Below are 19,348 nucleotides of genomic sequence, written 5' to 3'. Positions count from 1 at the left end.
ACCCACGACTACCGCACCCACGACTTTCGGGAGGCAGCCATGGACCTGGCGTTTCTCAACCCCCTGTGCAATCAACCCGGCCCCTGGGCCTCCGTGTACGTCGACACGTCACGGCACAACGAATCCACCCCCGACGAGCGGTCGTTGGAAGCGCTCGGGGTGCAGCGCGCGCTCGCCGCGGCCGGCGCGGACGAGGCGACGTGCCACGCGATGCGGGCCGCGGTCGAGGACCTGCGGCACTCGCGCGAACCGGTCGGCCGGGCCTTCTTCGCACGCGACGGCGAGGTCGTCCTCGACCCGCCGCTGAGCACCCCGCCGGGGCGGACATCGGCGCGCTGGGCGGCGCTGCCGCACACGACGCCGCTGCTCGACCTCGCGGGCGAGGACCCGCTGTGCCTCGTCGCGTACGTCGACCGGGCCGGCGCCGACTTCGAACTGCGCTCCGCGCGCGGCGAGCACACCTGGGAGCACAACGACGGTGAGATCGCCGGGGCGTTGGCGCGCTGCCAGGCCGATACCCGGGCCGATCTCGTCGTCCTGGTCGGCGAGGACCGGGAGTGCGCCGCCGTACGGGACCGGCTCCCCGCCGACCTGCACGGCTCGGTCGTCCGCGCCCGGCACGGGGCGGAGAGCCGGCTCCTCGACAGCGAGCTGGAACAGGCCAGGGCCCAGCAGGTGGCACAGCGCGCCGCGCACGACCTGGCGCTGTTCGCCGAGGCGCGCGGTCAGGGCGAAGCGGCGGCCGAGGGCGTGCCGGCGTTGGTGGACGCGGCGCGTGAGCACCGGATCGCGGAGCTGCTGATCCGTTCGGACGGGCCCGACGCGCACCGTGAGGTGTGGGTGGGCGAGAGCCCGGACCAGCTGGGCGTGCGGCGCACGGACGCGGAGGCGCTCGGTGCCGGTGAGGTGGTGTCGGCGCGGGCCGACGACGCCCTCATGCGGTGTGCTGCCGCGAGTGGGGCGGGGGCGTTGTCCGTGGCCGGAGCGGATCCCTCTGCGGGGCCGGCGGGTGGCCTGGGTGCGCTGCTGCGTTGGACCCACTAGCGGTTACGGCCGCGGGGCTCTGCCCCGGACCCCGCGCCTCAATCGCCGGCGGGGCTGGAAATGCCCACCGGCGATCGGGCTTGATCCATCAATCGCCGCAGGGGCTTGATGGATCAAGCCCCTGCGGCGATTGAGCAGCGGGGTCCGGGGCGGAGCCCCGTTACCTGGCGCGGTCCACCCGGCGTTCGTCCCAGACCGGGTCCTGCGTCTCGCGGACCTGGCCGTCCGAGCCGAAGACCAGGTAGCGGTCGAAGGCGCGGGCGAACCAGCGGTCGTGGGTGACCGCGAGGACCGTGCCGTCGAAGGACTCCAGGCCCTCCTGAAGCGCCTCCGCCGACTCCAGGTCGAGGTTGTCCGTGGGCTCGTCCAGCAGCAGCGCGGTCGCCCCCTCGAGCTCGAGCAGCAGGATCTGGAAGCGGGCCTGCTGGCCACCCGACAGCCGCTCGAACTTCTGCTCCGCCTGCGCCGTCAGCTCGTAGCGACGGAGCAGGGACATCGCCGCCCCCTTGTCCTTCGCGTGGTCGCGCCACAGGATGTCGAGGAGCGGCCGGCCCTGGAGCTCGGGGTGGGCGTGGGTCTGGGCGAAGTGCCCCGGCACCACGCGCGCACCGAGCTTCCACGCGCCGGTGTGCCCCACGGAGTCGTCGCCCGCGAGCAGCCGCAGGAAGTGCGACTTTCCCGAGCCGTTCGAACCGAGGACCGCGACCCGCTCGCCGTAGAAGACCTCCAGCGAGAAGGGCTTCATCAGGCCGGTCAGCTCAAGGTTCTCGCAGGTCACCGCCCGGATACCGGTGCGGCCGCCCTTCAGGCGCATCGTGATGTCCTGCTCGCGCGGCGGCTCCGGCGGCGGGCCCGCCTCCTCGAACTTGCGCAGCCGCGTCTGCGCCGCCGCGTAACGGGACGCCATTTCGTGGCTGACGGAAGCCGCCTGCCGCAGGTTGACCACGAGCTTCTTCAGCTGCGCGTGCTTCTCGTCCCAGCGGCGGCGCAGCTCCTCGAAGCGCGCGAAACGCTCGCGGCGCGCCTCGTGGTACGTGGCGAAGCCGCCGCCGTGCACCCACGCGTCGGCCCCGCCGGGGCTCGGCTCGACGCTGACGATCTTCTCCGCGGAGCGGGCGAGGAGCTCCCGGTCGTGGGAGACGAACAGGACCGTCTTGCGGGTCTCGCGGAGCTTCTCCTCCAGCCAGCGCTTGCCGGGGACGTCCAGATAGTTGTCCGGCTCGTCGAGGAGGAGGACCTCGTCCGTGCCGCGCAGCAGCGCCTCCAGGACGAGGCGCTTCTGTTCGCCGCCCGAGAGGGTGCTCACCTCGCGGAACTGCGCCTTGTCGTACGGCATGCCCAGCGCCGCCGTCGTGCACATGTCCCAGAGGGTCTCCGCCTCGTAGCCCTGTGCCTCGGCCCAGTCGGAGAGGGCCTGCGCGTAGCTCATCTGCGCGGCCTCGTCGTCGACGGTCATGATCAGGTGCTCGGCCTCGTCGACCGCCTTCGCCGCCTCCCGGATGCGCGGCGTGGACACCGATACGAGGAGGTCACGGACGGTCGTCTCGTCACGGACAGACCCCACGAACTGGCGCATCACGCCGAGGCCGCCGCCGACGGTGACCGAGCCTCCGTGCGGCCGCAGCTCGCCGGAGATCAGTCGCAGGAGGGTCGTCTTGCCCGCTCCGTTCGGCCCGACGAGCGCGACGACCGCGCCCTCGCCGACCCGGAACGAGACATCGCCGAGCAGCGCCCTCCCGTCGGGGAGGTAGTACTCAAGATGTGCCGCTTCCAGATGTCCCATGATCCCGCATTCTGGACGCCCGTGCGGGTGACGGGCAAACGAATTGGCCTGAGCGCACCGGATGCGGACCCCTCGCCGGGGTACCAGTCACGCATGTCGCCCCTGAAGTCACTGAATTTGAAGTCCATGAATTCGCTGAAGCCGTTCACCTCGGGTCCCCTCCTTGATTCGACGCCACCCGCGCCCCCGACGTTGCGCGCCCGGCTCGCCGCACTCGATCTGCGCGTCTTCGAGTTCGCCGCGGGAGCGAACTGGCCGGGCGCCGAGCGGATCCTGCCGCGCCTGAGCAAATCCGCGAACCACGGTGTGCTGTGGTTCGCGGTGGGCGGGGCCCTCGCGGTGTCCGGATCGCCGCGCGCCCGCCGGGCCGCCGTGCGCGGAGTGGCCTCTCTCGCGCTCGCCTCGGCCACCATCAACACCCTCGGGAAGCGCTCGGTGCGCCGGGCGCGGCCGGATCTCGACCCGGTGCCGCTGGTCCGCCGGCTGAAGCGGCAGCCGTTCACGACCTCGTTCCCGTCCGGGCACTCGGCCTCCGCCGCGGCCTTCGCGACGGGCGTGGCCCTGGAGTCCCGTGGTCTGGGCGCGCTCGTCGCCCCCGTGGCCTTCTCCGTGGCGGCCTCCCGCGTCTACACCGGCGCCCACTTCCCCGCCGACGTCCTCGCGGGCGCGGCCCTCGGCGCGGGTGCGGCGTTCGCCGTACGCGGCCTGGTGCCTACCCGCGACCAGCTGCCGGCGCCGGGCCGTCCCCTGGTGGACGACGTGCCGGCGCTGCCGGGCGGCGAGGGCCTCGTGATGGTCGTGAACACCGGGGCGGGCACCCCGGAGCGTGTGCGGGCCCTGCGGGACGCGCTGCCCCTCGCCGAATACATCGAGTGCACCGGCGGCGACCTCGAGCAGCAGCTGGAGAAGGCGGCGCCGCGCGCCCGCGCGCTCGGCATCTCGGGCGGCGACGGGTCCGTGAACACGGCCGCGCGCGTGGCGCTCCGGCACGATCTGCCGCTCGCGGTGCTGCCCGGCGGCACCCTCAACCACTTCGCGTACGACCTCGGCATCGAGGACACCGGCGATCTGGTGGGCGCCGTCGAGGGCGGTCACGCGGTCGCCGTGGACGTGGGCCGCTTCTCGTCCGGGCACGGCTCCGGGATCTTCCTCAACACCCTGAGCCTGGGCGCCTATCCGGAGCTGGTGCGGGAGCGTGAGCGCTGGTCGGGGCGGGTCGGCGGACGGCTCGCGGATGTCGTGGGGGCCATGTACGTGCTGCGCCGCGACCATCCGCTGAGCGTCGAACTGCAGGGCAGGAAGCGGCCGTTGTGGCTGCTGTTCGCCGGGAACTGCACGTACCGGCGGATGGGCCTCACCGCGGGCCGGCGCGCGAACCTGGCCGACGGCCTGCTCGACGTGCGCACGGTGGACGGCGGCCGGCTGCCCGGTGTGCGGCTGCTCGCGGCGGCCCTCTCGGGGCCGCTGTCCCGCTCGCCGTTCCACACGGCGACCCGCCTGACGCGACTGCGGGTGGACGGCGTGGCACCCGGCACCCCCCTCGCGTTCGACGGTGAAGTCACCGAGTGCGGTGGGGAGTTGTGGGTGGACAAGGAGCACGAGGGGCTGCGCGTGTACCGGCCGCACTCGGTGCTCTGACCCGATCCCGCGATCCTCCAGCAACCTTCATCGGTCCACTATTCAAGACGGGTATCTCACAATGCGGCTCGCGGGCGTACGGTGATCGAACCGTCGGGGGCAGGCGTTCCCGGCAGTCCGCCGTACGCGAAGGGACCGAGTCATGCCTCAGGAGACCGCCGTATACACCCACGGACACCACGAGTCCGTGCTCCGCTCGCACACCTGGCGCACCGCCGCCAACTCGGCGGCCTACCTGCTCGACTCGCTCAAGCCGCACATGAAGATCCTGGACATCGGCTGCGGCCCCGGCACCATCACCGCGGATCTGGCCGAACTGGTCCCCGACGGGCATGTCACCGGCGCCGATCACGCCGAGGGCATCCTGGACCAGGCGCGCGCCACTGCCGCCGAACGGGGCCTGACCAACGTCGACTTCACGACGGCCGACGTGCACGCGCTCGACTGGCCGGACGACACGTTCTGCGTCGTGCACGCGCACCAGGTGCTCCAGCACGTGGGCGACCCGGTGCAGGCGCTGCGCGAGATGCGCCGGGTGACGAAGCCGGGCGGGTACATCGCCGTGCGGGAGTCCGACTACGCGGCGTTCTCCTGGTTCCCGCGGCTGCCCGCCATGGACGACTGGCTGGACCTGTACGAGCGGGTCACCCGCGCCAACGGCGGCGAGCCGGACGCCGGGCGCTTCCTCAAGTCATGGGCCCTGAAGGCCGGTTTCGCGCAGGAGGACATCACGTGCTCCGCCGGCAACTGGTGCTACTCGACGCCCGAGGAGATCTCCTGGTGGAGCGGGCTGTGGGCGGACCGCACGCTGGCCTCCGCGTACGCCGAGCGGGCGACGGGCGGCGGCCACGCGACGCCGGAGCAGCTGACGGCCGTGTCGCAGGCGTGGCGCGAGTGGGGCACGCACGAGGACGCGTGGTTCGGCGTGCTGCACGGGGAGATCCTCTGCCGCAAGCCCCGCTGACGCCACAAGTCCCGCTGATGCCGTAAGTCCCGCAGCCGACAAGGTGGTTCAGCTGCGGGGCAGCAGCGGGCCCAGCGGTCCGAGGTCGATGTTCAGGTCCTCGGGCCGCAGCCCGTAGCGCTCCCGCAGCTGCTCCATGCGGTCCTCCAGGAGCATCAGGGTGAGACCGACCCGCTCCTCCTGGTCCTCCGTCAGATCACCGAGGTCGAAGCGGCGGACCGCCTGCCGCTCCATGAGCTGGCGCAGCAGCTCGACGAGGGTGAGGACGAGCTTCATCAGGTCGCGCTCGACCGTGTCGGGTTCCAGTTCGATGCGGCGGCGTTCACTCATCGTTCATCACCTCCGGCCAGGGCGAGGGCACTTGCTCGTTCACCGAGCTGATCAGGGCGTTGAGATCGATGCGCACCAGGTCGACATCGGCGATGCGCAGGGTGACGTCCCCTGCGAGGACGACGCCGCCCGCGAGCAGCCGGTCGAGGAGGTCCACCAGGGCGATCTCGCGCCGTTCGACGACCGTCACGTCTGCCCCTCTTCATCGTCGTCGGCCGTGAACGAGTAGCCCGCCCACGGCCCGGTCAGCTCGACCCGCAGATCCGGCTCGCGGTCCTTCGTCGCGTCGACCCGCTCCACGAACTCCTCGGCGTCCGAACGTTCCACGAGATACGCCGCGTTGAGCACGTTCAGGCCGCTGACGCGGGAGAGTTCCGGGTTCTGCGGCGGGTGCACGCGGGTGTGCGCGGCGTGCAGGGACAGCTCGTCGTGCAGCTCCTGTGCGAAGCCTTCGGCGCGCCGCCAGGTGTCGTCGCGCGCGGTGCGCTCGGCGCGGCGGCGGCGCAGATAGTCACGGCCGGAGGTGGCCGGCCCAGCGGCGGGCGCGGGGGCCTCAGGCTCCTCGACGTACACCTTCACACCCCACTCCACGCGCCCCGCGAGGCGGTCGAGGCCCGCGCGGAAGCGCCGCTCCTCCTGCTCCATCATGAGCCGTACGCCCGCGTCGTCACGAAAGACCGTGGCGAGGCGCAGCGGGAGCGGGCTGGTGACCGTGGTGAGCGCGGCGATCACGTTCTGGTGGGCGCGGGCCGTCTCGGTGAGCCAGTCCAGGTCCTCCAGGTGGGCGTGGAGCGGCGCCTCGGCGAAGTCCCGTTCGGGCACGGAGCCGACGACCGCGACGAGGCCCTGGTGCTCGAGCTGCCGGGGCGGGGCGCCCGCCACGCCGGTGAGTTCGGCCTGGAGCGGGGCATCGAGCGGGTGGCACACGGCGTACACGTAGCGCAGCTCGCGCGGCTCGTACGGCTCGTCGGTGGTCACGCCGTCCCCCTCTCGTTGCGCCTCTCAGTACGCCTCTCGCCGCGGCCCTCTCCGCGACTGTCCCCGCGACTGTCCCCGCGGCTCTCTCCACGAGTGTCTCCGCGGCTCTCTGCTCGGCTGTCTCCGCGGCTCTCTCCTCGGGTCTCCCTGCGCCTCTCGCCGCGCCTCTCGTCACGCCTCTCTTCGCGCCTCTCGCCGCGCGCGTCGTCGCGCGCCTCGATCTGCCGGCTCCCGCTCCCCTCCTCGAGCTCGGCCAGCCGCTGCTTCAACTCGGCGTTCTCCTTTGCGAGTTCCTTGCGGCGGGCACCCGAGGAGAGGGCGGGGTCGTCCTCCCACCAGTCGATGCCCATCTCCTTGGCCTTGTCGACCGAGGCGACGATGAGACGCAGTTTGATGGTGAGCAGTTCGATGTCGAGCAGGTTGATGCGGATGTCACCCGCGATCACGATGCCCTTGTCCAGGACCCGTTCCAGGATGTCGGCGAGGTTGGCCCCGCCGCCACCCCCGAACGGCTCCGGATGTCGGCTCGCCGTCGTCATCGACGGGCCCCGGCACCGGCCCGCTGACGCTGCCGGGCCGGCGGCTCGGGCTCGTCATCGGGCTCCTCATCGGATTCGTACTCCTCGACCTCGTCCTCGAGCTCGCCCTCGTCCTCCTCGGGCAAGGGTTCGGAGTCCTCGGGCCCGCGCTCGGAGTCCTCGTCCTCGTACTCCTGGGAGCCGTACTCTCCGGTCTCTTCGGAGCCCTCGGCCCCTTCGGCGTCCTCGGAGTCGGAGTGCTCGGCGTCGTACTCGTCCGAGGGCTTTCCGGCCTCCTCCTCCTGGGCGAGCGCGTCCTCGTGGGTGAGGACGACCTCGCCGTCCTGGATCTCGCCGCGCCATCCGTCGCTCGCCTCGCCGCGCAGTGTCACGAACCGCGCGAAGTGCTTGAGGTCGAGGCGGGCCCGGCGGCCCTGGGCGCGCCAGATGTTTCCTGTCTTCTCGAACAGGCCCTTCGGGTAGTACTCGATGATCAGTAGCACCCGGGTGAGCCGGTCGGCCATCGGGTGGAAGGAGATGACACCCTTCGACGTACCCTTGGCCCCCTCCGACGTCCACTGGATCCGGTCGTCCGGCACCTGCTCGGTGGTGGTGGCCTTCCAACTCCGGTTGGACCAGAAGATCTTGAGCTGCCAGTCCGACGTGGTGTCGTCGGCCCGGTTCGCGCTCTTGACGCCCTTCGCGAACGTGCTGAACTCCTGGTACTGCGTCCACTGGTCGTAGGCGGTCCGCAGATCGACGCCCACGTCGATGAACTCCATGATGACGGTGGGCTTCTTGCCCGCGCCGCCCTTGCTCTTCCCCTTGCCGCCCGCGAGCCCCTTGAAGGCGTTCTTCACGTTGTCCTTCAGGCGTCCGGCGCCGAGTTCCACGGCGCTGCGCACCGGGCCCTTGCCCTCGGCGAGCTTGCGGCCGCCGTCGAGCGCCAGCTTCGCGAAGCCGGGGCTGTTGCCCTGGGCGATGTCATTGAGCTTGACCGTCGCCCCGCCGAGCTGGCGACCCGCGCCCATCAGCAGCCGCTGGGCCTGCGCGGCGAGGTACTCCTGGAGTTCGGACTTGAGGTGATCCGCGGCGGCGCTCTGGGCGAGGCCGCCGATCGCCCCCGTGCCGGCCTTGTTGTTGTCAGCCACGGCTCCGGCCTCCCTTCGCGGCGCCGGACGCGGCGCGCCCGGTCTTGACGGTGCCACGCGCGCCGCCCGTCGCCTTCGCGGCGGCGCTCTTCTTCTTGGCGGGCGCCTTGCCGGAGGCCCGCTCCGTGGCGGCCCGCTTCTCCCCGCCGGAGCCGCTCGCCCGGGCGGGACTCCGCCGACGGCGGCCGTCACCTTCGTCGCTCCGGTTCTCGGCCTCGCCCTCGTCCGCGGCCTCGCTCCTGTCCTCGGTCTCGTCGTACGAGGCGTCGTCGCGGTCCTTGTCCTCGTCGTACGAGGCCTCTTCCGGGTACGCGTCGTCGTACGGCTCGTCCTCGGCCCGCTCGTCGTCCGCGCCGCGGGAGCCAGGAACGACCCCGGTGACCTTCCGCCCGGCGTCGCGCACGTCGTCCACGTCAGGGGCGACGCCCGAGATCTGGTCGCGCACGCCCTGCGTACGGCTGTGCAGCCGTCCCGCGAGGCCCTCGATCTGGCGCTCGACGAGCGCGCCCGAGGCCGCCTTTCCTACTCCGCGCAGATCCTCACGGAGCTGGTCGCCGATCTCCTTGAACTGCGGGTTGTTCTGCAACTGCGTGGTCACCATCTCGCCGAGCGCACGCGGGCTCAGGTTCAGCCGCTTGCCCGCGACCATCGTGCCGACGGCGATCGCCAGCTTCATCTTCTTCGTACGTCCCAAGACGTAACCGGCCCCTATCGCGAGGCCGAGCGCTGTTCGGTTCACGGTCCCTCCAGACGGTCGAGGAGCTCGTCCTCGACGCGGTCGAACGTTTCCTGGTCGATCTCACCGGCCACCAACTTCTCTTCCAGGCGGGAGAGTTCGGCCCGTACGGCCGCCGGGTCGTAGTACTGCCGCTCGGCCTCGGCGAGCACCTGCTCCATGGCCCACAGGGATCCGCGCACCGGAGCGAGCGGCAGCAGCAGTACCTCCGAGATCAGGCCCATGGGCTCACTCCGTGGCCGCGGGCTCCGAAGGGCCCGGATCGACGAAGCTGTACGGGGGCAGCGGCCCGTGGACGGTGATGTCGAGGTGGGAGTGGCTCTGTCGCACTTCCTCGACGGCGGCGAGGAAGTGCTCGGCCGCCTTCTTGTCGACGAGGAACGAGATGTTGGCCAGCCAGCCCGTGCTCTCGGGCCCCGTCGACACCGCGGCGGCCGTGGGTTCCAGCAGCTGCTGGAGCTCGACGGCGTCCTCGGACTCGCGGGTCTGCACGGCGGACACGACCAGTTCGCCCAGCCGCAGCCGGTCCTCGTAACTGCCGCCGCCCGACTTCCTGTTGGCCTCGGTCAGGGAGCGGAGCTCGGGGTTGTCGACCATCACCTGGTGCAGCACTGCTTCCTCGTCGTGCTGCGCCTTGACGTTGTACTCGGACTTGCCGTCGAGTGCCTGCAGCCGCTCCAGGTAGTGGTCGGCGCGCTCGGCGAGGACCGCCGTCACCGACTCGTCGTCGGGGGCGAGGGAGCCGAACCGCATCGGCAGCACCGGTCCCCCGGCGCCCGCCTCGGAGAGCACGCTCTGGTGGGCGAGCAGGTCGCGGCGCTTGGGCCGCAGATTCTCCGGGGACTCGCTGACGATCGCGGCGAGCGGCCCCTCCTTCACGACGCGCACTTCGCGGGCCGGTTCACCGATGCCGCCCATTCCGGCGGGCAGCGAGGGGTGTTCGGTGCTCGCGATGCCGTAGATGTATGTGCCGCTCACTCCTGCTCCTCCTTCCGACGGCTCGTCGACGGCCTGCGACCGCCGGAACCGGACCGCCTCGGCTCCGCCTGCCCCTCCTCGCGCGCCTGGTTGAAGGCGTCGGAGACGGTCTGCGCGGCACCGGAGAGCGCGCCCTTGGACTTGCCGCGCGCGCCGGATTCGGTGATCTCACCGACGAGGTCGGGCAGTCCGGGACTGCGCTTCGGCCCGGCCTCCAGGTCGAGCCTGTTGCAGGCCTCGGCGAAGCGGAGATAGGTGTCGACGCTGGCGATGACGACCCTGACGTCGATCTTCAGGATCTCGATGCCGACCAGCGAGACACGGACGAACGCGTCGATGACGATCCCGCGGTCCAGGACGAGTTCGAGTACGTCGTACAGGCCGCTGGTGCCACCACCGCCGCCTGACTGTTGTGCGGGGACAACGGTCATGAAGGCCGGCCCTCCCTGTCTGTGTAGGTCTGTGTAGTGCGCAGCGTTCGATGCGCGGTCGTTCGAGGCGGGGCGCGGGGGCCTATTGGCCGTGTGCCGACTCGGAGCGTCCCCGCTCGTAGCGGCGGATGCGCCGGTAGCCGGTCAGGACGCCGTGCGGGTCCAGGCTCACCTGGTAGCTCGCCAGCAGGCTCATGGTGTCGGGGACCCGGGCCATTTCGAGCACCTCGATCTCCAACTCCCAGCCGTCCTCGGTGCGTTCGAAGGACGACACCGTCTCGGCCGCCATCCCGGTGAGCTCCGCCAGCTGGGTGCGCGCCTCGCGCAGCACTTCCATCGGGCCTGGTGCGCCGCCCGCCTCGGTGGTCTCTTCGTCGTCGGGCTCTCGCTCCGACGACGCTTGCGTCTTCTTTGTGTATGTCATGGCAGCCTCGGTCACCGAGTCTCCACAACCCCCCGAAGCAAACCTCAACTCCCCTACCGTGACCGGAGTTTGCTCCAGGCCGGGCCGAGCGAGCGGCCCCTGCCGACGACGTGGACGCCGCGGGAGCCGGTGGCCATCGGGGCGCTGGGCAGGCCCAGTTCGTACAGCAGCGCGTGCAGTTGGCGGGCGGCCTCGCGCACCGCCTCGAAGTCGTCCCCGTTCCCGTCCTCGTACGGGTCAAGGTCGAAGACCAGCCGGTCGGGGTGGTCGATGTCGTCGACGCGGGACAGCCAGCGGTGCAGGGTGAGGGCGGCCTGGTCGACGAGGAAGATCAGGGTGGCGGTGTCGTCGCACGGGCCGCTGAACTTCCACGTCACGGTGGTCCGTCTTGGGGGGCCTCCTTCCTGATCCGCTGCACCGGCGTTACGGCTGCGGGGCTCTGCCCCGGCCCCCGCGCCTCAATCGCCGGCGGGGCTTGATATTTCAAGCCCCGCTCTGGGACGAGACTCGCGGGGTCCGGGGCAGAGCCCCGATCTTTTAAGCCCCGCCGGCGATTGAGGCGCGGGGTCTGGGGCGGAGCCCCAGGGGCGTAACCACGGGGTCATGACGTCACCGCGTGCTCGACCAGCAAGCCGACCGCCGCCACGATCCCCGCCGCATCGATACCCGCCGCCGCCAACTCCTCCCCCGGCGTCGCAGACCCCGGCATCGTACGGACCCCCAACCGCACGAACCTCGGAGCCGGCTCCCCGTCGGAGAAGGCCTCCGCGACCGCGTCCCCGATGCCACCCTGCTCCCGGTGGTCCTCCACCGTCAGCAGACACCCGGTGGCCCGCGCCGCCTCCCGCAAAGTGCGCCGGTCGACCGGCTTCACCGAGTACAGGTCGATCACGCGGACCGGAATGCCCGCCGCGGCCAGCTCGTCCGCCGCCTTCAGCGCCTCATGGACCGTGACACCCGCCGCGACGACCGTCACCCGGTCACCGTCCCCGGAGCGCAGCACCTTGCTGCCGCCCACCGGGAACTCCTCGTGCGGCGGGTAGATCACCGGCGCCGCCCCGCGCGACGTACGCAGGTAGCGGATTCCGGTCAAGTCGGCCATGTTCGCGATGAGTTGGGCAGTCTGGTTCGCGTCGCAGGGGTAGAGGACGGTGGTGTCGTGGATCGCACGGAACATCGCCAGGTCCTCGAGACCCATTTGGGACGGGCCGTCCTGCCCGATCGCGACGCCCGCGTGCGAACCGACGAGGTTGATGTCCGCCCCGCTGATGGACGCCATGCGGATGAAGTCGTGCGCGCGGGTGAGGAACGCCGCGAAGGTCCCCGCGTACGGAAGCCACCCACGGGCGCTCAACCCCACGCTCGTGGCGATGAGTTGCTGCTCGGCGATGTAGAGCTCGCCGTACCGCTCGGGGTGCTCCTTCGCGAACATCTCCGTGCGCGTGGAGTCACCGACCTCGCCGTCGAGCGCGACGACGTCGCCGCGCGCGGAACCGAGGGCGGTGAGCGCCTGTCCGTAGGCGTCGCGGGTGGCGACCTCGTCGCCGACGTCGAAGCGCGGCAGGTCGAGGCGCCCGCTGCGCACCGCGTGCAGGATGCGCGCGGCCGGCGGCTCCTGCACCGACACGCGTACGCCGCGGTCGCCGCCGAGCTCCTCGATGGCCTCCGCGGCGTCCGGCAGCGGCTTGCCGTGCGCGCCCTCGCGGTCCTCCACCGCCGCGACACCCTTGCCCTTGAGGGTGCGGGCGAGGATCGCCGTGGGCCGGCCGACGGTCGATGCGGCCTCCGCGTACGCGCGGTCGATCTCCGCCACGTCGTGCCCGTCGATGACGATGGTGTGCCAGTCGAAGGCCTTGAAGCGGCGGGCGTAGGCGTCGAGGTCGTGGCCGTGCCGGGTGGGTCCGCGCTGGCCGAGCCGGTTGACGTCGACGATCGCGGTGAGGTTGTCGAGCTGCTCGTACCCGGCGTACTCGGCGGCCTCCCACACCGAGCCCTCCGCCAACTCGCTGTCCCCGCACAGGACATACACCTGGTAGCCGACCCGGTCGAGCCGCTTGCCCGACCAGGCGATGCCGGCCGCGACGGGGAGCCCCTGGCCGAGCGATCCGGTGGCCGTCTCGACCCACGGCAGGCGCCGCGGCGTCGGATGCCCCTCGAGCCGGCTGCCCTGCTTGCGGAAGGTGAGCAGCTCGGTGTCGTTGATCGCGCCGACCGCCTTGTACGCCGAGTACAGGAGCGGCGAGGCGTGCCCCTTGGAGAGGACGAAGCGGTCGTTGCCGGGGTGGGCGGGGCGGTCGAAGTCGTAGCGGAAGTGGCGACCGAGGAGGACGGCCATCAGGTCGGCGGCGGACATCGACGAGGTGGGGTGCCCGGAGCCCGCGGCGTCGGCCGCGCGGACCGAGTCGACCCTCAACTGCTGCCCGAGTGCCTGAAGTTCGGCGTCGCTGTACGTGGTGGTCACGAGGCACCTCCTTGGTCGTGCTGTTCTGCCTTTTGCTTGTCGCGACTGCCTTCGTCGCGGCTGTGGTCGTCGCGACTGTGGTCGTCGCGGCTGTCGTCGGGTACGCGGGCCAGCTCCGGCGAGGCCGTGTCGAGCGGCACGGACCAGGAGCGGACGAGGCCCAACTGGACGGCCTGGCGCGGCAGTACGGAGTCGAGCAGCCAGTCCGCGGCGACCCGCACCCGGTTCCCGGGCATCGCGGCCAGGTGGTAGCCGCGGGTGACGGCGCCCGCGATCGGACCCGACAGCGGGATACCGAGCGGGTTCGCGGCGGCCTGCACGCCACCGAGGTCGACGGTGAAGCCGAGGTCCTTGTGCCGGTACTCGCGGCGCTCACCCTTGCCGAGGGACGCCGCGACGTTCAGACCCGCGACGCGCCCCTGCCGCCAGGCGTGCTGCGCGGTCATCGGCGTGTACTCGCCCGGCTTCTCCAGATCGGGCACCGCGGCCGCGTCGCCGCACGCGAACACCTCGGGGTGGCCGGGCACGTTCAGATACGGGTCGACGAGCAGCCGCCCCCGTTCGAGGGGCGGCCCGAGTTCGGCGACGAGCGGATCGGGGCGGACGCCGACGCACCACACGAGCGTACGGGTGTCGACGAACTCGCCGTCGTCCAGCAGGACTCCGGCCTTCGTGGCCTCCTTCACGGAGGTCCTGTTCCGTATCTCGACGCCGCGCCGGCGCAGCACGCTGTCGGCGGTCCGGGAGAGGTGCTGGTCGAGTTCCGGCAGGACGCGCGGCGCGATGTCGAGCAGCATCCAGCGCGGGCGGATCCCGTGGGGCAGCGGCTGTTTCTTCACCAGCGCGTCGGTCAACAGCTGCCCCTGCGCGGCGACTTCGGTGCCGGTGTAGCCGGCGCCGACCACGACGAAGGTGCAGCGGGCCCGACACTCCTCCGGGCTGTCCGCGGCCGCGGCGAGCTCGATCTGGCGGGTCACGTGGTCCCGCAGGTACAGCGCCTCCGGCATGCCGCGGAAGCCGTGCGCGTGCTCGGCGACGCCCGGCACCGGCAACAGCTTGTTCACGCTGCCGACGGCCAGCACGAGGCGGTCGTACTCCAGGGTGCCGCGCCCGCCCTCCGGGTCCGTGTACGAGACGACGTGCCCGTCGAGGTCCACGCCGTCGGCCTCACCGAGCACACGCCGCACGTGCGGCAGCGTCCCGGACAGCGACACGGTCACCCGTCGCGGCTCGAGCGCGCCCGCGGCCACCTGCGGCAACAGAGGGAGGTAGAGAAAGTAGTCGGTGGGGTTGAGCAGGGTGACGTCGGCCCTGTCGCGGGCCACCCGCGTCAGCATGCGGGCGGCCCGGTATCCGGCGAACCCGGCACCGACAACGACGACTCGGGATCGGCTCACGGTGCTCATGCTCCCGGCGTCGGCGGTGCGGTCGGCATCGGCGGCGCGTCGGGCGCCGGGGGCCGTCCGGGCCGCGCCGCGCCCCGCAGCACGTACGCCGCGATGCCAAGCACCACGGCGACCACCAGGGCCGCACCCCAGTCCGGCATGCCGAGGGCAAGGACGAGCCCGATCGCGAGCGCCACGGCCGCCCCCGCGTACAGCGCGGCGGCGCCGGCTCCCGCGTACAGGATGGCCCTGCGGCGCTGCGCCCGCATGCTCGCGGTGAACTCCTCGCGCAGCGACTCGCGCACGGCGTGCGTGACCCGTCCGGCCAGCTCGTCGGCCAACTGCTCGTTGATGTGTTCGCCCATGCGTTCCATGCGCGCCGGGTACCCGTGCCCCGCGCCGCGTAACGACGGCCGTCGCGCCCGCTTCCGTGAAACGATCACGCGCCCCGGGCCCGTCCGACTAGGCTTCTCCCCATGGAAATCCTGGGAACCACGCTGCGCATCTGCGTCGAGGACCTGGAGTCCTCGGTCACGTTCTACGAGAACCTCACTGGCAGCGAAGCGCTGCGGTTCGAGCGCGGCGGGGTCTCGGTGGCCGCGGTCGGCTGCTTCCTGCTCATGAGCGGCCCCAAGGCGGAGATCGACGTGCTGCGCAAGGTCGCGGCGACGATCGCGGTCGCCGATGTCGAACAGGCCGGCACGCTGCTCGCCGCCTCCGGCGCCAAGGTCATCGCGGGCCCGGTGCCGAGCCCGGCGGGCCGCAATCTGATCGCGATGCACCCCGACGGCTCGGTCTTCGAGTACGTGGACCGTCAGGTACAGCCCGAAGGATCCGCCGCACAGGCCTGACCGGCGGCGCGGCACGTATCCTCGCCCGGGGCACGACGGGCGAAGGACGGTGCACGTGGCGGGCAGCACGGCGGGGTCGGACGAGGGGCGTACGTCCCTGAGCGCACAGGCGCGGGAGGCGGTGCGGCAGCGCATCGTGGACCGCCGCTACCCGATGGGCGCGCGGCTCGTGGAGCGGGAGGTCGCCGAGGAGCTGCGGATGTCGCGGGTCCCGGTGCGGGAGGCGCTGCGCGCGCTCGTCGCCGAGGGCCTGCTGGAACTGCTGCCGCGCAGTGGCGTGCGGGTGCGCCGCCTGGAGCGGACCGATGTGCGTCATCTGTACGAGGTGTGGGAGCCGCTCGCCGTGCAGGCCTCGCGGCTCGCGGCGCGGGCGCTCACGGCGCAGGACCCGCCTTCCCTGGAGCCGCTGCGCGCCTGCCTCGACCGGGCCGAGCGGGCGGCCGCGGCCGACGAAGGCCCCCGCGAGGTGGCCGCGCACACCGAGTTCCACGAGGAGATCGTGGCGCTCGGCGGAAACCCGCTGCTCGCCCGCACGATGGAGCAGTTGAGCTGGCAGCTGCAGCTGCTGTTCGGGCTGCGCGAGGAGCCCGCGCACATGCGGGCGCAGCACGCGGACATCTTCCGGCACATCGCGGCGGGCGACGAGGAGTTGGCGGCGGCGAGCTCGCTGCTGCATGTCAGGGACAGTCGGGCGGTCGCACTGCGGTCGCTGTTCGGCGACACCACTTTGTATACCGGGGACCAGTGAACCCTCGGGCACTTGCGGGGCGCTCGCTGCACAAACAGGACCTTTAGCCGCATAGGCGGGGGCAGCCTTGTCGCGCGCTCGGGCTTGGTATACAAAAAGGCGGGCCAGCTCATCTCGTAGATCCCCGCCAGGAGCCCCCATGTGCGTCGAGCCCGCCGAGCCGCCGTCCAGCCGACTGACCCGCCGCGGCGTCCTCGCCGCGTCCGCCGTGCTCGCGGGCACCGCGACCGCCCTCGGCTCCGGCGCGGCCACGGCATCCGCCGCACCCCGCCGCCCGGCCGCCGCACCCCGCGCCGGTGACCTGGTCGTCGACGGCGGCACCCTGCTCGACCCGGCCACCGGCGAGGTGACCGAGGACGCGGTCGTCGTGATCCGCGACGGCGTGGTGCGCGCGGCCGGCGCCCGTGGCCGCGTCGACGTGCCCAAGGACGTGCCGCGCCTCGCCGCGCACGGCCGCTGGGTGCTGCCCGGACTCGTCGACGCGCACATCCACCTCAACACCGCGACCGAGGCCCTCGACGCGGTCCGCAAGGGCGCCACCAGCGCGCGCAGCGGCTCCACGAACTTCTACCAGGACATCGCCGTACGGGAGTTGGCCCGCCAGGCCCCCGAACTGGCGCCCCGCCTGAAGGCCGCCGGCATCTTCGTCACGCCCGACCTCGGCGACACGGTCCTCGGCGACCCGGACCTCACCCCGCTGGCCCGCCTCAAGGACGGCGTGCGGTCCGCCGAGGCGCTGCGCCGCGTCGTCGAGGTGAACCTCAAGCGCGGCGCCGACGTCATCAAGACGCGGGTCAACGAGCGTGCGGGCCTTGCCGAGCAGGACCCGCTGGAGCAGGTCTACTCGCGCGAGCAGCTGTCCGAGATCGTCGCGGCCGCCAAGCGCGGCGGCAAGGGCGTGCTCTGCCACAGCTACAGCGAAAAGGGCTGCCACGACGCGGTGGTCGCGGGCATCCACTCCCTGGAGCACGGCGCGTTCGTCAGTGAGCGCACGCTGGCCGAGATGCGCCGCCGCGGCACGTTCTTCACCCCGACCCTCAGCGCCATCGCGGGCATGATCGGCTCCGACGACCCGGTCCTGGACGAGCGCGGCCGCACCTATCTGCCGCTGCTCAAGAAGGCGGCGCTGGCCGCGCACGAGATGGGTGTGCCGCTGGCCGCCGGCACGGACTCCTCCGGCGGCACCGTGGACCCGATCGGCGGCGAGGTCGAGCTGATGCACTCGGCGGGGCTGAGCGCGCTCGACGCGATCCGTACGGCCACCACGGGCGCGGCGAAGCTGCTCGGCCTCGAAGGCACCGTGGGCCGCCTCGCGCGCGGCAGCGCGGGTGACGTGCTGCTGGTCGACGGCGACCCGCTGGCCGATGTGTCGGTGCTCAAGAAGCCGGTGGGTGTGGTGCGTTCGGGCATCGCGGTCTGAGCGGAGGACGCGGTCACCTGCTCGGTCACCTACCTGGCCACCTTCCCCATCACCGATCCAGTCACTTTCACTCGCACAGTCACCTTCCCCTCGCATTCCCCCTCGAACGAAGGAGAACGGCATGACTCCTCCCCTGTCCCGGCGCGGCGTCCTCGCGGGTGCGGCATCGATCGGCGGAGCGGCCCTTGGAGCGACGGCAACACAGGCGCAGGCACAGTCTCAGAAGCAGGCGCAGGCGCAGGCCGCGGAGGCCCGTCGTCCCGGCAGGGCCGTGGTCTTCCGTGACGTCCGGCCCTTCGGTGCCCGGGAGTCAGTGGATCTGACCGTGGTAGACGGGAAGTTCACGGACGGGCCCGCCCCAGCCCACGCGAAGATCGTCGACGGTGGCGGCCGGATCGCCCTGCCCTCCCTGGTGGACGCGCACATCCATCCCGACAAGACGACCTGGGGCAGCGACTGGATCTCGCGCAAGCCGGCGGACGGCATCGCCGACTACTGCGAGCAGGACGTCGAGGTGTTCCGTACGCAGAAGCGCCCGGTCGGCGAGCGGGCGTACGGCCTGATGGCACACGCGGTGACCCGCGGTACCCGCGCGATGCGGGCGCACGCGGACGTGGCGCCCGCGTACGGCCTGGCCGGGGTCGAGGGCATCGCGCAGGCGCGGGACCGGCTCGCGGACGCGCTCGACGTGCAGATCGTGGCGTTCCCGCAGCACGGGGTGGTGCGCACGCCGGGCACCGCGGAGCTGTTGAGGACGGCGGCGCGGAACGGGCTCGTCGACATGATCGGCGGCATCGACCCGATCAGCTTCGACAACGCCATGGACGAACAGCTCGACCTGGTCTTCGACCTCGCGGACCGCTACGGCGTCGGCGTCGACATCCACCTCCACGACCGCGACGAGAAGGGCACGAAGGTGCTGCGCGGCATCATCGAGCGCACGAGGTCGCTGTCGCTGCGGGGCAAGGTGACGGTGAGCCACGTCTTCTGCCTGCCGCTCTTGAAGGATGCCGAACTGGCGGCAATGGCAGAGGACTTGTCGGACCTGGACATCGCCCTCACCACGGTCGCGCCGAGTGCGGAGCTGGTGCTGCCCATCGCCAAGCTGAAGGAGCACGGGGTGCGGGTCGGGCTCGGGTCGGACGGGGTGCGGGACTCCTGGAGCCCGTTCGGCAACGCGGACATGTTGCACCGGGCGCACCTCCTCGGCTGGGTCACCGATGTACGCCTCGACGATGAGCTTGCCGCGTGCTTTACGGCGGGGGCGCATGGCGGTGCGGATGTCATGGGGCTGCCCCGGGTGGAGTTCAAGCCGGGGGATCCGGCGGACTTTGCGCTGTTGCGGGGCGAGTGCGTGCCTCAGGTCGTGGTGGACATGCCGCAGCGGGACGTGGTCGTGCACGGGGGCCACGTGGTGGCACGCAACGGGGAACTGGTCTAGCCACCCCGTGGCGTGGCGGCCCCTCGCCCCCACGCCACGGGTCTCCGCCCCGGCCCCCGGTGCCGCG

Annotated in this window: 20 protein-coding genes and 2 pseudogenes; 7 read left to right on the top strand and 15 right to left on the bottom strand. The window is 72.0% G+C overall.

Going from position 1 to position 19,348, the window contains the following annotated elements; all coding sequences use genetic code 11:
- Positions 1-39: 39 nt before the first annotated feature.
- Positions 40-1,044, top strand: a complete 1,005-nt coding sequence (locus OHA73_RS34105) for a baeRF2 domain-containing protein (protein WP_327656964.1) — start codon at positions 40-42, stop codon at positions 1,042-1,044.
- A 160-nt stretch (positions 1,045-1,204) separates the two neighbouring features.
- Here the strand turns inward: OHA73_RS34105 and OHA73_RS34100 are convergent, their stop codons facing one another.
- On the bottom strand, positions 1,205-2,827 hold the full coding sequence (locus OHA73_RS34100) for an ABC-F family ATP-binding cassette domain-containing protein (protein ID WP_327656963.1): 1,623 nt from the start codon (positions 2,825-2,827) through the stop codon (positions 1,205-1,207).
- A gap of 126 nt (positions 2,828-2,953) precedes the next feature.
- Between OHA73_RS34100 and OHA73_RS34095 the strand changes: the two genes are divergently transcribed.
- Both OHA73_RS34095 and OHA73_RS34090 read left to right on the top strand, forming a co-directional pair.
- The gene (locus OHA73_RS34095) at positions 2,954-4,465 is read left to right on the top strand and encodes a bifunctional phosphatase PAP2/diacylglycerol kinase family protein (protein WP_266715455.1); all 1,512 of its coding nucleotides are present in this window, start codon (positions 2,954-2,956) and stop codon (positions 4,463-4,465) included.
- A gap of 142 nt (positions 4,466-4,607) precedes the next feature.
- A complete protein-coding gene (locus tag OHA73_RS34090; RefSeq protein ID WP_267068620.1) occupies positions 4,608-5,429 on the top strand; it encodes a class I SAM-dependent methyltransferase in 822 nt (273 codons plus the stop codon).
- Positions 5,430-5,477: 48 nt separating this feature from the next.
- Here the strand turns inward: OHA73_RS34090 and OHA73_RS34085 are convergent, their stop codons facing one another.
- From OHA73_RS34085 to OHA73_RS34020, 14 genes and pseudogenes are all read right to left on the bottom strand, one after another.
- Positions 5,478-5,759, bottom strand: coding sequence for a gas vesicle protein K (locus tag OHA73_RS34085; RefSeq protein WP_266715453.1), 282 nt, complete (start codon positions 5,757-5,759; stop codon positions 5,478-5,480).
- Complete coding sequence (locus OHA73_RS34080; RefSeq protein ID WP_266715452.1) at positions 5,752-5,949, bottom strand: gas vesicle protein; 198 nt, start codon at positions 5,947-5,949, stop codon at positions 5,752-5,754. Before OHA73_RS34080 ends, OHA73_RS34085 begins: the two co-directional genes overlap by 8 nt.
- Positions 5,946-6,737 carry a GvpL/GvpF family gas vesicle protein gene (locus OHA73_RS34075; protein ID WP_267068621.1) on the bottom strand — a complete coding sequence of 264 codons (792 nt, stop codon included), beginning with the start codon at positions 6,735-6,737 and terminating at the stop codon, positions 5,946-5,948. Before OHA73_RS34075 ends, OHA73_RS34080 begins: the two co-directional genes overlap by 4 nt.
- 221 nt (positions 6,738-6,958) lie before the next feature.
- A pseudogene (locus OHA73_RS34070) lies at positions 6,959-7,276 on the bottom strand (gas vesicle protein); the annotation flags it as partial.
- Positions 7,273-8,406 (bottom strand): SRPBCC family protein, encoded by a 1,134-nt coding sequence (locus OHA73_RS34065; RefSeq protein WP_327656962.1) that lies wholly within the window; start codon positions 8,404-8,406, stop codon positions 7,273-7,275. The pseudogene OHA73_RS34070 and the gene OHA73_RS34065, both read right to left, overlap by 4 nt.
- Positions 8,399-9,145, bottom strand: coding sequence for a DNA primase (locus OHA73_RS34060; RefSeq protein WP_327656961.1), 747 nt, complete (start codon positions 9,143-9,145; stop codon positions 8,399-8,401). Before OHA73_RS34060 ends, OHA73_RS34065 begins: the two co-directional genes overlap by 8 nt.
- Positions 9,142-9,366 (bottom strand): gas vesicle protein GvpG, encoded by a 225-nt coding sequence (locus OHA73_RS34055; protein ID WP_266715447.1) that lies wholly within the window; start codon positions 9,364-9,366, stop codon positions 9,142-9,144. The genes OHA73_RS34060 and OHA73_RS34055 overlap by 4 nt, the downstream gene beginning before the upstream one ends.
- Positions 9,367-9,370: 4 nt before the next feature.
- Positions 9,371-10,120 carry a GvpL/GvpF family gas vesicle protein gene (locus OHA73_RS34050; protein WP_327656960.1) on the bottom strand — a complete coding sequence of 250 codons (750 nt, stop codon included), beginning with the start codon at positions 10,118-10,120 and terminating at the stop codon, positions 9,371-9,373.
- Positions 10,117-10,551, bottom strand: a complete 435-nt coding sequence (locus tag OHA73_RS34045) for a gas vesicle structural protein GvpA (protein ID WP_266715445.1) — start codon at positions 10,549-10,551, stop codon at positions 10,117-10,119. The genes OHA73_RS34050 and OHA73_RS34045 overlap by 4 nt, the downstream gene beginning before the upstream one ends.
- Positions 10,552-10,633: 82 nt before the next feature.
- A complete protein-coding gene (locus OHA73_RS34040; protein ID WP_266715444.1) occupies positions 10,634-10,975 on the bottom strand; it encodes a gas vesicle protein GvpO in 342 nt (113 codons plus the stop codon).
- Positions 10,976-11,079: 104 nt separating this feature from the next.
- A pseudogene (ligD, locus tag OHA73_RS34035) lies at positions 11,080-11,328 on the bottom strand (non-homologous end-joining DNA ligase LigD); the annotation flags it as partial.
- Positions 11,329-11,576: 248 nt separating this feature from the next.
- Positions 11,577-13,436 carry a transketolase gene (locus OHA73_RS34030; RefSeq protein ID WP_327656959.1) on the bottom strand — a complete coding sequence of 620 codons (1,860 nt, stop codon included), beginning with the start codon at positions 13,434-13,436 and terminating at the stop codon, positions 11,577-11,579.
- Positions 13,433-14,833 (bottom strand): NAD(P)/FAD-dependent oxidoreductase, encoded by a 1,401-nt coding sequence (locus OHA73_RS34025; protein ID WP_327656958.1) that lies wholly within the window; start codon positions 14,831-14,833, stop codon positions 13,433-13,435. Before OHA73_RS34025 ends, OHA73_RS34030 begins: the two co-directional genes overlap by 4 nt.
- A gap of 5 nt (positions 14,834-14,838) precedes the next feature.
- A complete protein-coding gene (locus tag OHA73_RS34020) occupies positions 14,839-15,195 on the bottom strand; it encodes a phage holin family protein (protein ID WP_327656957.1) in 357 nt (118 codons plus the stop codon).
- 102 nt (positions 15,196-15,297) lie between these two features.
- On the opposite strand from OHA73_RS34020, the gene OHA73_RS34015 reads away from it, so the two are divergent.
- The 4 genes from OHA73_RS34015 to OHA73_RS34000 all read left to right on the top strand — a co-directional run bounded on the left by OHA73_RS34015 (position 15,298) and on the right by OHA73_RS34000 (position 19,281).
- The gene (locus tag OHA73_RS34015) at positions 15,298-15,672 is read left to right on the top strand and encodes a VOC family protein (RefSeq protein WP_266715440.1); all 375 of its coding nucleotides are present in this window, start codon (positions 15,298-15,300) and stop codon (positions 15,670-15,672) included.
- A gap of 55 nt (positions 15,673-15,727) precedes the next feature.
- Positions 15,728-16,420, top strand: coding sequence for a GntR family transcriptional regulator (locus OHA73_RS34010; RefSeq protein ID WP_327656956.1), 693 nt, complete (start codon positions 15,728-15,730; stop codon positions 16,418-16,420).
- 139 nt (positions 16,421-16,559) lie between these two features.
- Complete coding sequence (locus OHA73_RS34005; RefSeq protein ID WP_327656955.1) at positions 16,560-17,840, top strand: amidohydrolase family protein; 1,281 nt, start codon at positions 16,560-16,562, stop codon at positions 17,838-17,840.
- Between the two features lie 121 nt (positions 17,841-17,961).
- A complete protein-coding gene (locus tag OHA73_RS34000) occupies positions 17,962-19,281 on the top strand; it encodes an amidohydrolase (RefSeq protein ID WP_327656954.1) in 1,320 nt (439 codons plus the stop codon).
- Positions 19,282-19,348: the final 67 nt, after the last annotated feature.

It is taken from the genome of Streptomyces sp. NBC_00483 (assembly GCF_036013745.1).
Classification (GTDB): domain Bacteria; phylum Actinomycetota; class Actinomycetes; order Streptomycetales; family Streptomycetaceae; genus Streptomyces.
The sequence above is the reverse complement of the archived record's forward strand: the minus strand, read 5'-3'. Positions and strand labels throughout refer to the sequence as shown.